The following is a 13059-nucleotide window of genomic DNA, read 5'->3' on the forward strand; positions in this document are numbered from 1 at the left end:
TTATAAGATGTGCTGATAATTGTAGCTTTAGGACTGCTCTCAACCTCTACCGTAAATTGTTAAGCAATTCCTGTACCGCACAGTATTGGGCTGCCCCTTGTTTTCTATTCCTTCCTAAAGAGTCAAAAGGGTTAGCTACCCATTAATGCGTCTTATGATCTCGTCTGCGACTTCTTTTGTCCCTACCGCTGTGGGGTCATCAGGCGTGGGTTTCATGTCGTAGGTGACGTGTTTGCCCTCTTTGATTATTGAGGCAATTGCATTGTCCAGACGTGTGGCTGCATCGCGCTCGCCTATGTAGTTTAACATCATTATTGCTGAGAGCATCATCGCCATCGGGTTTACCTTGTTTAGGCCTTTATACTTTGGCGCGCTGCCGTGTGTGGCCTCAAAGACCGCCATCTCACTGCCTATATTTGCCCCCGGGGCAAGCCCCAGCCCGCCTATCAGCCCCGCCGCAAGGTCTGATACTATGTCGCCGTACAGGTTCGGCAGCACCAGCACATCATATAACTCCGGCTTCTGCACCAACTGCATACACATGTTGTCGATGATTCTGTCCTCGTAAGCGATGTCGGGGTATGACTTCGCTACGTTATTGGCTACATCTAAGAACAGCCCATCGGAATGTTTCATTATGTTTGCCTTGTGGACTGAGGTTACCTTCTTTCTGCCATTTTTTCTGGCATACTCAAAGGCAAACCGAACTATCCTCTCTGTGCCGAAAACAGAAATCGGCTTTATGCTTATGCCTGAGTCGGCAAGGATGGACTTGTTCGTCTTTGATTTTATGAAATCTATGAGTTGCAACGTCTCTTGCTTGTCCTTTTGAAATTCTATACCGGCGTACAGGTCTTCGGTGTTTTCCCGCACTACGACAAGGTCAACATTGGGATAAACAGACCGCGCCCCCTCATATGACTTACACGGGCGCAGACAGGCGTATAAATCCAGCTCCTGCCTCAGCGTTACATTTACACTCCTGAAGCCCGTTCCAACCGGCGTTGTAACCGGGCCTTTAAGCGCTACCTTATTTTTCTTGATGCTGTCTATGACGCGCCTGGGAAGCGGATCACCCTCGGCCTCAAAGACATCTGTTCCCGCGTGCTGAATGTCCCAGTTTACTGAGACACCGGCACCGGCTATCACCCTCACCACTGCATCAGTTATCTCCGGCCCTACGCCATCACCCGGTATCAGCGTTATATTATGTGTTGTCATAGGCTTAACCTCAGTATTCCCCTTGCCTCGTCGGGGTGATTTGCGATTAACCTCAGCTCGTCGTCTGTCAGCGGTTTTTGCGTGTGGAGATTTGCGTACTGGACTAGCTCAAGTATCTCTCTGGCCTCGTAGTCGCTGTTAAAGTGAATCCCCAGGCCGTCATACACATGCCTGAAGCCCGTAACGCCGCCATATGCCCCTGTGGTTATCACCCTGCCTGTCTGCAGGAGGTCTGGTTCGCCGCGTCCTACTTCCTCATAGTCATAGAGTTCGTAGTTGCGCCGGTCTTTGAGTGTGCCGTCGGCGTGAATACCGGATTCATGGGCAAAGGCATTCGCCCCAACGCCGGGCTGGTTAATTGCAATTGGAAGCCCAAAGGCATATGAGGCATAGCGCGCAATCTTCCATGACATCTTTAGATTGACTTCGTCGCTCACGATCCCTTGCTTTATGAAATACGGAGAAAACTTCAGCGCCAGGAGTATCGATACAAGGTCGGCATTCCCCGCGCGCTCGCCGTAGCCGTTAACGGTCGTGTTGACATATGTGTCTATCCCGCACTCGATTGCGCCGCGTGCCCCAGCTATGGATATCGCTTCAGCCATGCCGAGGTCGTTGTGGCAGTGCATCTCTATAGGGAATTTCGTCCTTTCTGACAGGGTCTTTATCTTTTCATACATGGAAATCGGGTCTTCACTGCCAAGCGTATCACAGTATCTGAACCTTGAGGCGCCGTTTTCCTTACCGGCGATTATAAATTCCTCAAGTTTATCTATATCAGTTCTTGAGGCATCTTCTGCGTTTACCCCAACGGTCTCTGCCCCCGCGTCTTTGGCCGCCCTTAGTGCCTTTACCATCCCGTCTATTACATCTTTAAATGTCTTCCTGCCCTGAAACTTGCCCTGTATGAGAATGTCGGACGTGGAGGCGGAGATGTTTATATGCTTCATCTTTGGACAATTCTTAAATGTTGTCTCAATGTCCTCTACCACAGCCCTGCACCAGCCCTCAAGATGAATCTGCTTCATAACACCTTTTTCAAACAGCTTTAGATTGGAATTGATATATCCAACCTCATGCTTTAGTGTCGGGAACCCTACCTCGGACTGGAATATCCCCATCTCGTCGAGATAGATGTTGAGCATCGTCTTTGACAGCTTAGGAAGGAGTATCCTGGACGTCTGAACGCCGTCACGATTCGTCACGTCAATGATGTGTACAGTGTTTGCCATTTCTCTTAACCTCTTTCGTTCGGAATTTTAGACTGTAACTATACTATATTTTATTTTTAATATCAAGCAATTTTTGTTATAATCGATTTCAAGGCTGAGAGGGTGCAAAAAATGAGAGGTACATCGTGAAAATGGCAAAAAAAACGGCATTAATCACCGGAATTCTTGGGCAGGATGGGCCATATTTGGCTCGTCTGCTTCTTGACAAGGGATACAGGGTCTATGGGCTTATTCGCCGGTACTCTAATCCCAACTTCAGTAACACGGACTATCTGGGCGTTACCAGCGGCATAGAATTTGTTACCGGTGACATAACCGATGAAAAATCCCTTATGTCCATCATAAAACTCATCACCCCTGACGAGGTATATAATCTTGCCGCCCAGTCATTTGTCGGCGTCTCATGGGAGCAGCCAAAGACCACCACAGAGGTAAACTCCCTTGGGGTGCTTTACCTGCTTCACGCGATACGCTCTGCTGCCCCAGGCGCGAGGCTCTTTCAGGCGTCAACTGGTGACCTGTTTGGCAACAACAGCGTTGGCGGCATCCAAAACGAGACAGTACCGTTTAAGCCGCGAAGCCCCTACGCCGTTACCAAGCTCTACAGCTACTGGATGACCGTAAACTTTCGGGAAAGCTACGGGATGTTCTGCGCTAACGGCATACTCTTTAATCACGAATCCCCGATCAGAGGACAGGAGTTTGTCACCCGGAAGATTTCTACCGGGGCGGCCAAAATTAAACTTGGCCTTGCCGCTGAACTGATACTTGGCAACATCGACACACGGCGCGACTGGGGCTTTGCAGGTGATTATGTCGAGGCAATGTGGCTCATGCTCCAGCACGAAAGACCGGATGACTATGTCATTGCCACAGGTGAAGTCCACTCCATACGCGAGTTTCTTGACACCGCGTTTAAGCGTCTGGGCATAGACGACTGGGGTGGTTATGTCAGGTATGATTCAAAATTCAGCCGCCCCACAGAGGTATACACGCTTTTGGGCAGCCCTGAAAAGGCTAAAAAAGTCCTCGGCTGGTCACCTAAGTTAACATTCGAGGCTATTGTACACATGATGGTGGATGCAGACATTGCAAGGCTCTCAGGATGCTGAAGTACCACTCCGGCTTGAGGCGCACATATGGACTGCTGTATCCTACGCCGCAGCACATTTTACAAGCAGGCCCTAAGCACTATCCTTCCGCATAGTGATAGACTCGGAGAGACTTCACCGTAGACAGTTAAAGATAGTCTTGATTACGTGCCCAATGGCTACTTGTGTATGTCCCAGATTCCATATTTATCAATTCTGTGCTGCGTTTGAAAGGCCCTGCAGCCGACACAAAGACTGGGAACCGCCCCGCATGGGTCTAATACGGTTTTTCTGAACCGCGAATAATAATCACCCCTCCAGAGTTCTTTAAAATCCTTCTCGAATACATTTCCAAACGAGTAGTGCCTTAGAAACGGCCTCCTGTTTGACATCATCACACTGCAACAGGGAAGCACATAGCCTGGCAGCATAATATATGGCTCCATCCACGCATCGCAGCGCTCAAGCGGCGGGTTCCTTTTCTGTTCGGCATGTACAAATTGAAAATCAATCCCTCCCTTTCGCTTTAACAATTCTTTGATTATAGCCTGCGGCACCTCATCTACAAAGTAATGCTCAATTTCAGGGAAAAACAACAGACCGGTAAACTCCACATAAGAAGAAGACCCGCCCCATTCATGGGCCTCTGCTATTGAGTTCAACAGATCAAGAAACTGAGGCATTTCATGCATATTATTATTCAGGATTACATATCTGAAGGTCAGATGAGGAAATGGTGTTTTATGCCTGCGCTTATAATCGATAATTGCGCGCAGATTAGCCACAACGTTGTCAAAATTACATCCTGCCTTTATAGATTCATAGGTGGTTTTTGTTGCAGCGTCACAAGAGACATAAATCCCTTTAACAAAAGGAAAAACGTCCTGTATAAGCTGCTCCTGAGTTATATCGCTCAGGTGGTCAACAAGCCATATCGATGCCTTTGTCTTGTCCGACAGGTATTTCAACATCAAAGGATAGTCTTTGTTGAGAAAAGACGAACCCTCCCCTGTAAGGTTAGCCCAGCGAAGGTCAGGGATTTGATTTACCACATGTTTAAACTCATCAAGCGTGAGATGCCGTTTAACCTGTTCATCTTTTGGCCAGTAGATGTACTCGCAGATATGGCAGCGCTTGTTACAAAGGGTGGTAGTCTCCATTTCAATGTACTTGGGAAGAGGGGCATTAAAAGGGTCTTTTTTGATTTTTCTGTAATCAGTTAGGTAATAAAGCCATTTCTGCGATCCCTCACCTGTAGGGACCATTGTTTTGGAATACAGAAAATTTTTGAATTCAGCATGGCTGCCTGATAAAAAAAGATATTTAAAGCTGCTTAAATCTTTTAACAGACGCCTCGCATACTTAGTCTTCACAGTAAACGGGCCAAATATCTGTTTGTTCAAATCAGAGGGCATAGGCAGCTCCACTGTAGCTTGATTTGTTAGTCCAACCGTACTTATACTACCAGCACACATATAAAAAACACAAGGGCTTGTACAGTAAATTCAGTGTCTGCTATAATAGGATTATCACAGCTATGAACATAAAAATTAAGGGCAATTCCGGGTGCTGCGTTGAAGTTATCTGGCTAAATGGCAAATACGCAGCCAGAAAAACCATATCTGACAATGATTACATCCCGCGTCTTAGGAAACAGAAGGAAAAGCAGGAATTATTTTATCAAAGAAACACTTTTGATTATCTGATAATTCCGAAAGTACTCGGTGAATACCATGACGGCAGCACATATGGCTTCTGCATGGACTATTACAATTGTAACGATTACATTACACACTTACAGCTCTCATCGAAACGGGAAATCGATTTAACTCTGAGCCGCATTATCTCGTTTATCGAAAATAGTATTAGCAGCAGTACAATTGCGTCTGTTAAAAAAGAATTTTTCTTAAATAAATACGAGAATATCAGACGAAATATAATGCTGAACCCACTGCTGCCTGAAATTGATAATGAGTTTATCGGCAGACTTGACAAAGCTGTATTGTCAATTAGAGAAAATATTGAACTGCCCCTTGGACCTTGTCATGGCGATTTAACTTTTTCAAATATGCTTTTTTCTGGTGAGTCTTTGGTGCTAATTGATTTTTTAGACAATTTCATAGAAACCCCACTTCAGGACATTGTAAAAATAAGGCAGGATGCATGTTATAACTGGTCTCTAAACCTCTTTCAATCAGATTATGACAGGACAAAAATTCTAATAATTATGAAATATATCGACGATGCTGTTCACGCCTACTTTATGCGGTACAAGTTTTATGCAGAACACTACAGCCTATTACAATTCTTTAATTTTCTAAGAATTATACCATATTCTAAAACACCTTTAATTACTCAGTATTTAAAGGATACAATGTTAAAAATCATAAGCGCTTGCAGTCTTGACTTATGATAAAGCACTATGATAATATGAGAGAATTATGTTAAGTTTAAATGAAGATATGGACATAGAACACACTACTGTGAATTTTTTCATAATGCGTGCAGAGAGCAATATACAGCAGTTTCTAAGGCTTTGCTGCCGCTGAGATAATGTGATTGCTAATTTCTTTAGGAAAACTCTACTAAGAAGGCCTATGGCTGAAGCTGTCTTTTTAATTAGGCACAACCTGAAAAAATATATAAGAAAACTCACAGGGTCACTTCCGCTTATGTATAATTTAGGAATAAGCAGCGTATGCAATCTGAGGTGTAGTCTGTGTACAAGAGATAATTATGAGCAACAAGGTTTTGCAGATGTGGAAAAACTAAAAATTATGATAGGAGAAATCCCTACATATTCCATAGTCGTAATAGTAGACCTTGGTGAGACTTTTTTGCATACAGGTGCTGCAGAGATTTTTTCGGAATTAAAAAAAAGACATATATGGGTAGATGTCTTCACAAATGGTACTATTATTTGTGAAGCGCTCGGCAATGTTTTAAAAAATATTGATAGAATCAGAGTATCTGTTGACACAGTCAACGCCGATAGAGCCAATATTCTAAGACGGAATCTTAATTTAGTTCAACTAAAAGAAAACCTTATAAAAATGAGAACCATCAGGGATCACGTTAATATTCCTGTGGAGTTGTCTTTTGCCACTACGATAAGCTCTCATAACTATATGGAACTCATGGATATAGTATATTTTTTAGCAGAAGTGCGGTTTGACTCCATATTTTTCAATCTTCAGGAAGACTGGAGTCCATACGGCAATAACAGGGAAGGGCTTTCTGAACCAAAAATGGCGGCTACTATAAAAAATGAATTAAACGGCGCAATACAATTTTGTCATAAACATGATATATTCACATATCAGGAGCCCTCCGTACTTTTTAATGGAAAAGATTTATACGAAAATTGCAGATGGACTGTGGACGAGTTTTTGATAAATTGGAGTGGTTATATGCTACCATGCTGTCTCAGACGCGATTACAGAGTGTTTAACCTAGGCAATGTTTACGCAGATGGCTCATTATCAAAAACACTGTCCTCTGATATTGTCAAAAACTTTCATAAGAGCAAAAGATATAACCAAATCTGTAAAAACTGCAATAAATATCAATAGTTCCGGTTATATAATGAAACATAGATGAAACCTATAACATCGTAATATCTGTCGTTGAAAGCTATCTTATCAAATACCTCAACATATTAATTAGTAGTTTGACACCAATATTTTTATTTCCTATTAGAAGGTTAAAATATAACCTGGGATTATTAAATAAACCTTTAATTAATTTCAATCTATTGTGATTATTAAATATTTTTACAATATTGGCAACAATCTTTATCTGATCCTCTTCCTCGATATTCCGATTAAACATTCGTGGATTTATTTGATTAAAATATGTATAGTCGATATCTTCTTCTTTATTAAAACAGCCTTCTTCTATATATGTATTGTACAGTTCCGTTCCAGGGTACGGTATCGTAATGCTAATACCTGCCAGGTCAGGGTCAAGCTCTTTCATAAATTCGACAGTCTCTCTTATCGTGTCACGGGTATCCCAGGGAAATCCTATCATAAATGCGCACGTTAGTCTCAATTTGTATTTTTTAACCAGCGCTGCCGCCAGTATCATTTCTTCTTTTGTTGATGATTTATTTACTTTTTTTAATATTTCGGCATTACCTGACTCAACGCCAAACATTAGCGAATAACACCCTGCAGCTTTCATTTGTTTAATAAGGTCGTCTGTAACAGAACTGGCAGGGGTCTCACAGACCCATTTTATTTTCAGCTTTCTCCTGTTTATCTCATCACATATCTGAATGGTATATTTTGGATTAACAACAAAACTATCATCAATAAAGTTAAATATATTACATTTATATTTGTTTTTTACAAACTCAATTTCATCTACTACGTTTTTGGGTGATCTAAACCTCACTTGTCTTGTCCAAATATTTTTAGATGCACAAAAGGTACAATTATGAGGGCATCCTCTTGTGGCAAATATAATATTATAATAATTGGGATCGTCTGTTTTCTTAATCATCAGGTGTCTTGCAGGGAAAGGGATTGAATCCATATCATGAATAAGCTCCCTATCAGGATTATGAATAATCGTATCGTTCCTCTTATATGTTATTGATTTAACGTTTTCAATATCGTTAACTAATCCTTTCACTAACTCTACGATAGTTATCTCACCTTCGCCTCTGACCACAAAATCAACATTTTCATTCTTAATCACAATTTCAGGTAAAAGAGTCGGATGAACGCCTCCAAAAACGACAGATATATTCTTGTTTACAGACTTAACGACAGAAGCAACTATTAATGCAGACATATATTTAGGGGTCCTCACGGTGACGCCAACAATGGTTGGATTGTAATCCTCAATTATGGCCCTGATTTCTTTAAAAGAGGGATGGTCATGTGTTTTTATGGCATTGATATAATCTTCATATTTATCAATCATCTGTTTTTCGGATACCACTGATTTAATCGTAGGGCTGTAATCTGCATTCAGAATTAATGTTTCAATGCCGTTTTTTTCAAGAGATGCTGCCAGATATCCTAACCCCAAAGGAAACTGATTATGGCTTTGTTCAAAAAATACCTGGAACGGGGGATCAATCAGCAGTACCCGTGCTTTCATATTTTACTTGTCCTCCTTCTTAGCACCATTGTAGCATGTGTAGAGAGCATATTACAACTATGTGTTAAGCAGCGTAAGGTAAATCGTAAGTCATTTATTTTTATAGGCAACGTATATTGGCAAAACACCAGTAGCTTATGGATAGAACTAATTCACCTTGAATCGTATTGACATACAGTGGGACACTGTGATAGCATAACATCACAATGGTGAGCTTAATCATACCTGCAGCAGGGCAATCCCAGAGGTTTCCAGAGATGAGACCTAAGTGGATGTTAACCCACCCAAATGGCAATCTCATGGTGACCGAATCAATTCGGGGTTTAGATTTAACCAATGTCGGCAGGATTTATCTGGTTATCCTTAAAGAACATGTTGACAGATATAATTGTCTGTCAGGACTAGCAGAGGCATTCAGGGATATAGGCGTTGAAGACAGACTCACCACAGTGGTACTTGATACCCCAACAAACAGCCAGCCAGAGACAATAGCAAGGGCTATCGAACATGAAACCATTAAAGGACCTATTTTTATAAAAGATTCCGATAATACCTTCAACTGTAAAATTCAACAACAAAACGCAGTTGCTGTGTACGATATAAGCAAAATGCCTTCTGTCAACGCAGGCAATAAGAGCTATATCATGTTGGATGACAATAAGCTGGTAAAAAACATTGTCGAAAAACAGGTGATCAGTTCATTTTTTTGTACCGGTGGATATTCCTTCTTATCGGCAGATGAGTATTTAAGACATTTTAATAAATTAAAGTCATACGAAAACCTCTATGTCTCTCACATAATCTATGATATGCTGTTAGAAAATTCGGTGTTTGAGCCATTGTTTGTAACAGATTACGCAGACTGGGGTACGCTTGAAGACTGGAATGCGTATAAAGCAACCTACAGCACTATTTTTGTGGATTTAGACGGTGTATTAATGAAAAATTCCGGCCAATACTTTGACCCATTATGGGGAACTGCCAGTGGCATAAAGGAAAACATAGGAGTCATAAACAAGCTATACAACACCGGCAGGGTAAATATTATTATTACAACGGCAAGAAAAGAGACCTATAAGGCCATCACAATCAGACAATTACAAGAAGCGGGAATTTGCTATCACCAAATAATCTTTGGCATTTTCCATTCAAAGCGGGTAATCATCAACGACTACTCCAGAACAAACCCATTTAAAAGCTGCGATGCTATTAATATTAAAAGAGACTCTGCCGATCTCAGGGAGATGCTTGAGGATTCCTTAAGGTTTACAAATCTATGACCAGGGCAAGACGATGGATTTAAGGAAATATATTAAATATGCCTTACCTCACATTGTGGTAGAGACATTAAGGCACGACCCTCAAAACATTGAAAAGAGTAAATATCTCACAGACCTGACGGTACGGGAGATGTACGCACTTTTAGCGGTGCTGATGGAATTGGAAAGGGAAGTAAATGATCCATCATATTTAGAGATAGGGATATTTAAAGGCGGCACGCTTAAGTTTCTAAAGAATCACACAAAACATACCACCTTTACAGGCATTGATTATTTTGAGGATTTCGTCCCTGAGGATGGAAACACACATGTATGTGAAACCTTTCCCGTCAAGACTGTGATGGACTATGTTGGCCGTGACAGAGTTACCCTTATAAAAGGAGATTCGGCTCAGGTGCTGCCGGAGTTAAAAAAAAGTCAGACGCATTTTGACATGATTTTTATAGATGGTAACCACAAGTATGGGGCTGTAAAACGCGATTTTGACAATTCGCTTGAAATCATAAAAAAAGGGTGGATACATTGCCTTTCATAATACTTCTGAAAGCCTCTCTCCGGATTATTTATATGTTGCCAATGACGGCGGCCCCTGGAAGCTCACACAGCAGATTAAGCGCAGCGAAGAGTTCTTCCTCGAAGTAGAGGTTGATAGGTTAAGAATTTTTAGTTATTTAAGATGAGATATATTTTGTGTTACTAACAGTAGCGATACCAAACTATAACGGAGCTGCTTATATTAGAGACACAATAATTTCCTGCCGGAATATTAGTCTGCCTCATGATGCCTTCGAGATACTGATTGTAGATAATGCCTCTACTGATAATTCAGTTAAAATTGCAGGGGAGTTAACAGCGCTTTTCCCAAATATTAGAATTATAGAAAACTCAGTAAACATTGGCAGACTGCCTAATTGGAAAAAATGTATCTCTGAGGCACGAGGCACTTACCTGAACTTCCTTTTCGTTACAAATGAGTTTCATAAAGATAACGATATACATGAGCTTGCGCGCATTATGGAAAGGGATGATTCTATTTCCATGAGCGTTTCGCCATTTTTTATTGAAACAAGCCAGGGGCAAAGTGCACTAATAAATGTGTTTGAAGGCAGAAGTGTCAAAAAAGAGGGAATAAAATTTATTCAGGACAGACTACTCCACGATGGAGAGCTAATATGCGGCTATCTTCAGGCAAACCTTATGCGGGTTATTGACCTGATAGATATACAGTTAAATGAGGCGCTGCCATACTGTGCCGATCAGATTTTTGCAGGACAGGCACTATTAAAACGCAAATATGTCTATTTTAGTACAAGGCCAAGGGTTGTCCTGGGGATATACAAAAATCCCCAGAGATTTACAGCCAACTCAAAAGCTGAGGATATAATGAAAAATTTTCTTTCTGCCGCTCACATACTCACACGCATGGTTGACATTAAACCATCAAAACTAACCAGATTTTACGGTGAGCAACTAAGAATACTCTTTATAATGAAATTTTTCAATAGTCATAACTTTTCTATGAAGTCAAATTATTTAAAATCGCTAATTTATGTTTTAGAATCTGCAAGAGATGAAGGCATCAGAATTGCCGACATTGTTGCTCATTTTATCATAAAGGCTGCAATGAACAAATTAAAGCCGTTTATAAAACTTATGAGGCGTCTGCTGTATTAATATGCGCATACTTATCGCAGCCCCACAGATGTATATCTACGGCGGGGCAGAACTGGTCATAGTGGAGCTTTTAAACTATCTCTCAAAAAACAAAATCGAACACGCCCTGCTCACAACCGGAGTCATCCCCGAAATCAAAAGGGATATTGTTGACTCGGAAATCATAACACTGCCGTTTGGGGCATCAAACGACTGGCGCGATTTGCTCAAGAACACATGGCTCTTAAGCAAGGGAGTGCGCCGCCATGCCAAAAGATTTGACGTAATAAATCTGCACAACTGCCCTGCCGAACTCTCGGCATTTACAACATCGAAGCCCGCCGTGTGGCTTTGCAACGAACCTCCGGAGGTGTTCTTAGGCGGCAGTGTTGAGCGCGAAGGCACACCTAAGCGATTTCTTAAGACACTGTTTTATGGCTTCGATAAGTTTATCGTCAGGCGCTATTTAAAAAATGTCGTAGTGGCAGATGAGTTTAATGCCGCACGCTTTAAGTCGCTCTACGGGATTACGCCCCAGATAATCCCATACGGGATAAACTACGAATTTTTCTCTACGGCACCTGAGACGATACCGGTAAAAACAGGCCGGTTCACCGTCCTTCAGTCGGGTATGTTTAACCTGTATAAAAATCAACTCGAAGCTGTTAAGACAATCCATTCGTTAAGGGATAAAATCCCTGAAATACGACTGATACTGGCGGGATTTCAGGGCGGGGCATATTTTGAAGCAGTAAAGAGATATATCAGCGAACATGGTCTCAACGACATTGTAGAGTTCACCGGACATATAAACAGGGAGCAACTCAGGGAACTCTACTACGCAGCCGATGTACTGCTGCATCCGGTAAAATCTCAGGGCGGCTGGCTCTCACCGTTTGAGGCGCTCTCGGCTGAGACCCCTGTGGTTGTATCACCGGAGATGACAGCAGCCTCAGTGATAAGTTCCGGTGCAGTCGGCACAGTAACTGAAGACTACGCAGGGGCGCTCATGGATGTGTACCTCAACCGGCACAAACACAAGCAAACGGCAAAGCGCGGGAAGGAGTTTGTCAGAGATAATCTCACATGGAGTAAGTTCTGCGCCAGAATGGTCACGGCCTTTGGGACAGCGCTGCACAGGGGTTGACAGCGGAAATAAAAATTTTGGCAATTCTTGAGTTGGCGTACAGTATTATGTTAATATCCCGAAGATGCCCCCTTAGCTCAGTAGGATAGAGCACAGGATTCCTAATCCTGGGGCCGCAAGTTCGAGCCTTGCAGGGGGCATTTATAATCCCGCGTAGAAAGCCAAACTACAAAGTCGTGTCTGGGCATGTCAAGGATAGCTGGGGAGTGTTTTAGTGCAGAGTTGCACCCTGTTTGCACCCCCAGCCCCTCGCAGAACCGGACGTGAACCTCTCAGCTCATCCGGCTCCCATTATTCAGCCGTAGGCGCATATCCCATTTCCC

The 13059-nt window shown here is 42.3% G+C and carries 11 protein-coding genes and 1 tRNA gene; 8 read left to right on the forward strand and 4 right to left on the reverse strand.

Annotated features, from left to right (window positions below):
* Window positions 1–135 precede the first annotated feature (135 nt).
* Complete coding sequence (locus ASN18_RS12355) at window positions 136–1221, reverse strand: isocitrate/isopropylmalate dehydrogenase family protein (RefSeq protein ID WP_085053059.1); 1086 nt, start codon at window positions 1219–1221, stop codon at window positions 136–138.
* Window positions 1218–2453, reverse strand: coding sequence for a hydroxymethylglutaryl-CoA lyase-like TIM-barrel protein (locus ASN18_RS12360; protein WP_085053060.1), 1236 nt, complete (start codon window positions 2451–2453; stop codon window positions 1218–1220). The genes ASN18_RS12355 and ASN18_RS12360 overlap by 4 nt, the downstream gene beginning before the upstream one ends.
* Window positions 2454–2584: 131 nt before the next feature.
* Between ASN18_RS12360 and ASN18_RS12365 the strand changes: the two genes are divergently transcribed.
* Window positions 2585–3565, forward strand: coding sequence for a GDP-mannose 4,6-dehydratase (locus ASN18_RS12365; protein ID WP_085053068.1), 981 nt, complete (start codon window positions 2585–2587; stop codon window positions 3563–3565).
* 158 nt (window positions 3566–3723) lie between these two features.
* Here ASN18_RS12365 and ASN18_RS12370 read toward each other — a convergent pair whose 3' ends face one another.
* Entirely contained in the window at window positions 3724–4959 is a 1236-nt protein-coding gene (locus ASN18_RS12370) for a radical SAM/SPASM domain-containing protein (protein ID WP_236861724.1), read from the reverse strand.
* A 122-nt stretch (window positions 4960–5081) separates the two neighbouring features.
* Here ASN18_RS12370 and ASN18_RS12375 point away from each other — a divergent pair, with 122 nt between their 5' ends.
* Both ASN18_RS12375 and ASN18_RS12380 read left to right on the forward strand, forming a co-directional pair.
* Window positions 5082–5957, forward strand: a complete 876-nt coding sequence (locus ASN18_RS12375; RefSeq protein ID WP_085053062.1) for a phosphotransferase — start codon at window positions 5082–5084, stop codon at window positions 5955–5957.
* Between the two features lie 184 nt (window positions 5958–6141).
* Window positions 6142–7116, forward strand: coding sequence for a radical SAM protein (locus ASN18_RS12380; RefSeq protein WP_085053063.1), 975 nt, complete (start codon window positions 6142–6144; stop codon window positions 7114–7116).
* A 61-nt stretch (window positions 7117–7177) separates the two neighbouring features.
* On the opposite strand, the gene ASN18_RS12385 is transcribed toward ASN18_RS12380, so the two are convergent.
* Complete coding sequence (locus tag ASN18_RS12385; protein WP_085053064.1) at window positions 7178–8656, reverse strand: B12-binding domain-containing radical SAM protein; 1479 nt, start codon at window positions 8654–8656, stop codon at window positions 7178–7180.
* 272 nt (window positions 8657–8928) lie between these two features.
* Here ASN18_RS12385 and ASN18_RS12390 point away from each other — a divergent pair, with 272 nt between their 5' ends.
* The 5 genes from ASN18_RS12390 (at window position 8929) to ASN18_RS12410 (ending at window position 12876) form a co-directional block, all read left to right on the forward strand.
* Window positions 8929–9936 (forward strand): glycosyltransferase family protein, encoded by a 1008-nt coding sequence (locus ASN18_RS12390; protein WP_236861725.1) that lies wholly within the window; start codon window positions 8929–8931, stop codon window positions 9934–9936.
* Between the two features lie 13 nt (window positions 9937–9949).
* On the forward strand, window positions 9950–10471 hold the full coding sequence (locus ASN18_RS12395) for a class I SAM-dependent methyltransferase (RefSeq protein WP_085053065.1): 522 nt from the start codon (window positions 9950–9952) through the stop codon (window positions 10469–10471).
* Between the two features lie 155 nt (window positions 10472–10626).
* Window positions 10627–11610 (forward strand): glycosyltransferase family 2 protein, encoded by a 984-nt coding sequence (locus ASN18_RS12400; RefSeq protein WP_236861726.1) that lies wholly within the window; start codon window positions 10627–10629, stop codon window positions 11608–11610.
* Window position 11611: 1 nt separating this feature from the next.
* Window positions 11612–12736: a glycosyltransferase family 4 protein gene (locus ASN18_RS12405; RefSeq protein WP_085053067.1), complete on the forward strand. Its 1125-nt coding sequence runs from the start codon at window positions 11612–11614 to the stop codon at window positions 12734–12736.
* A gap of 66 nt (window positions 12737–12802) precedes the next feature.
* A tRNA-Arg gene (locus tag ASN18_RS12410) sits at window positions 12803–12876 on the forward strand.
* Window positions 12877–13059: the final 183 nt, after the last annotated feature.

The sequence above is a fragment of the Candidatus Magnetominusculus xianensis genome (genome assembly GCA_001541255.1).
Lineage (GTDB): Bacteria > Nitrospirota > Thermodesulfovibrionia > Thermodesulfovibrionales > Magnetobacteriaceae > Magnetominusculus > Magnetominusculus xianensis.

Bases quoted from the DNA above. Each gene is read 5' to 3' on its own strand.
- ASN18_RS12355 (WP_085053059.1), bottom strand. From the start codon at position 1,221: ATGACAACACATAATATAACGCTGATACCGGGTGATGGCGTAGGGCCG.
- ASN18_RS12360 (WP_085053060.1), bottom strand. From the start codon at position 2,453: ATGGCAAACACTGTACACATCATTGACGTGACGAATCGTGACGGCGTT.
- ASN18_RS12365 (WP_085053068.1), top strand. From the start codon at position 2,585: ATGGCAAAAAAAACGGCATTAATCACCGGAATTCTTGGGCAGGATGGG.
- ASN18_RS12370 (WP_236861724.1), bottom strand. From the start codon at position 4,959: ATGCCCTCTGATTTGAACAAACAGATATTTGGCCCGTTTACTGTGAAG.
- ASN18_RS12375 (WP_085053062.1), top strand. From the start codon at position 5,082: ATGAACATAAAAATTAAGGGCAATTCCGGGTGCTGCGTTGAAGTTATC.
- ASN18_RS12380 (WP_085053063.1), top strand. From the start codon at position 6,142: ATGGCTGAAGCTGTCTTTTTAATTAGGCACAACCTGAAAAAATATATA.
- ASN18_RS12385 (WP_085053064.1), bottom strand. From the start codon at position 8,656: ATGAAAGCACGGGTACTGCTGATTGATCCCCCGTTCCAGGTATTTTTT.
- ASN18_RS12390 (WP_236861725.1), top strand. From the start codon at position 8,929: ATGTTAACCCACCCAAATGGCAATCTCATGGTGACCGAATCAATTCGG.
- ASN18_RS12395 (WP_085053065.1), top strand. From the start codon at position 9,950: ATGGATTTAAGGAAATATATTAAATATGCCTTACCTCACATTGTGGTA.
- ASN18_RS12405 (WP_085053067.1), top strand. From the start codon at position 11,612: ATGCGCATACTTATCGCAGCCCCACAGATGTATATCTACGGCGGGGCA.